Origin of the sequence: Streptomyces sp. NPDC029674 (genome assembly GCF_044903205.1) — a bacterium.
In the GTDB taxonomy this organism is placed as follows: Bacteria; Actinomycetota; Actinomycetes; order Streptomycetales; family Streptomycetaceae; genus Streptomyces.
Map to the genome: position 1 here is coordinate 1 of NZ_JBJDPY010000048.1, position 1,955 is coordinate 1,955.

Below are 1,955 nucleotides of genomic sequence, written 5' to 3' on the forward strand. Positions count from 1 at the left end.
CGGTGAGCAGCTCCTGGTCATACGTCGAGAGGTCAGGGGATTCCTGAACGACGTCGAGGACCGACGGGTGAAGAGCCGAGTCGAGCTCCACTCCCATGGACTCCAGCGCTGCAGTGGCCACGTGGGCCACGGGCACCTTCAGCACGAGCGCGAGCATCGTGATGTTCTCGCCCTTGATCGAGGTGACAGGGGTGGACTTGAGCCGCGCGAAGCTGGTGTGGCTCATGTCGTACCCTGCGCGCTCGGCGCGGGCGGCGAGGTCGCGGAGGGACCAGCCGTTCCGCTCCTGGGCTGAGGCGATCAGCCGGCCCAGCGAGTGCATGTCGTTCATGGCGACCAATCTGCGGGGCGACACCAAGGGGAGCAATCGACCTCGGACACCCGCTGTTGCGTGGAAGTGGACACCGAAACGGTAGCAACAAAGGGGGCGGTATGCCGCATGGCGGCGCGGATACGGGCTATCAGCGCGGACCTGGAGAGAAGTAGGTGGACACCTGGGCCAACTCGATGTACCGTTTTGCTGGACACCACGTCACGCGAAAGGTTACAGTCATGGGGCAAGTCATTCACCTGCCACTCGGGGAGCTCTACATGAAGTTGCGGGACCGCAAGCGACTCCAGCGCCTGATGATCGTCCAGGACGTCTCAGCGCGGCAGCTGGCACGAGCCGCCGGCTGGAAGTCGCACTCATACATGAACCGCCTGCTCAACGGGCAGGCCGAGACCCTCGCGCCCGAACCCGCCCTGCGCATCGCCCACCACCTGGGCGTCGGCGTCGAGGATCTTTTTTTGACCATGGTTGAACGCCCCACGCACCACCACGGAACGCACGAAAGGACAGCGGCATGACCGCGCTGACGCCCTTCCAGTACGGCACCACCGCCGTGCGCACTGCCGTCATCGACGGCGAGCCCCACTTCGTCGCCGCCGACCTCTGCGCCGTCCTCGAGATCGGCCGCCAGCAGGACGCCACCCGCTACCTCGACGCCGACGAGAAGAGGGGGTGTCTGGTAGACACCCCCTCCGGCCCGCAGACCATGGTCGTCGTCACCGAGGCCGGCATGTACTCGCTGGTGCTGCGCTCGCGGAAGCCGGAGGCGAAGGCGTTCAAGCGGTGGCTGACGCACGAGGTGCTCCCGGCGATTCGGAAGACGGGCGCGTACTCCGTGCAGCGTGAGCTGACCGAGGACGAGATCATCCACCGGGCCCTGACCCTGACGGTGGCGAAGGTCGAGGCGCTCGAGGCGAAGGTCGCCGAGGACGCCCCGAAGGTCGCCGCGTGGGAGTCGATCGTGTCCTCGGCGGGCTCGTGGTCGTACAACGACGCCGCGAAGGTGCTGTGCGAGTCCGGGCAGATCGAGATCGGCGAGAAGCGCCTCGTGAAGTCCCTCGTGGACTGGGGCTACCTGTACCGCGATGCGAAGGGCCGCCCGCACGTGTACCAGCGGTACATCGAGCAGGGCCTGTTCGTGGTGAAGGCCCGCACGTACCGCGACCTCGTCTCGGGTGAGGTGCGAGAGTCCGCGGCCCCGCAGGTCCGGCTCACCGGCAAGGGCCTCGGCGTCGTCCGATCCCGTCTGACCGATCAGCCGGCCTTCGAGCTGCTCGGCATCCGGGTGGTGACGGCATGACCACCCCGCGCCGCGTGCAGCGCCAGCGCACGAAGGGCTGGCGGCTGCCCGAGAACACGGTCTACGTGGGCCGCCCCAGTGTGTGGGGGAACCCGTACACGATTCGCCGCGAAGGCAAGGGCACCTGGGATGTGTACCACTACAACTCCTTCCTCGCCACGTACACCACGAGGACGGGGGAGGAAGCGCGCGCCTACGCCGTCTACAGACTCCGTCAACTCCTTGAGAGGGGCCTGGACCCGTGGGGTATGGATCGCGTTCGCGCAGAGCTGGCCGGGAAGAACCTGGCGTGCTGGTGCCCGCTCGATCAGCCGTGCCACGCGG

At 67.2% G+C, this 1,955-nt stretch carries 4 protein-coding genes; 3 read left to right on the top strand and 1 reads right to left on the bottom strand.

Annotated elements, in window-relative coordinates; all coding sequences use genetic code 11:
• Positions 1–331, bottom strand: a 331-nt coding sequence (locus tag ACI2L3_RS40200) for a hypothetical protein (protein WP_404757434.1), incomplete at its 3' end; no start/stop codon positions are given.
• Positions 332–552: 221 nt separating this feature from the next.
• Between ACI2L3_RS40200 and ACI2L3_RS40205 the strand changes: the two genes are divergently transcribed.
• The 3 genes from ACI2L3_RS40205 to ACI2L3_RS40215 form a co-directional block, all read left to right on the top strand.
• Positions 553–849 carry a helix-turn-helix domain-containing protein gene (locus ACI2L3_RS40205; RefSeq protein ID WP_404757435.1) on the top strand — a complete coding sequence of 99 codons (297 nt, stop codon included), beginning with the start codon at positions 553–555 and terminating at the stop codon, positions 847–849.
• Positions 846–1,631, top strand: coding sequence for a phage antirepressor KilAC domain-containing protein (locus tag ACI2L3_RS40210; RefSeq protein ID WP_350749590.1), 786 nt, complete (start codon positions 846–848; stop codon positions 1,629–1,631). The genes ACI2L3_RS40205 and ACI2L3_RS40210 overlap by 4 nt, the downstream gene beginning before the upstream one ends.
• Positions 1,628–1,955 (top strand): DUF4326 domain-containing protein (locus ACI2L3_RS40215; RefSeq protein ID WP_404757436.1); only part of this gene is annotated, 328 nt, incomplete at its 3' end. The genes ACI2L3_RS40210 and ACI2L3_RS40215, both read left to right, overlap by 4 nt.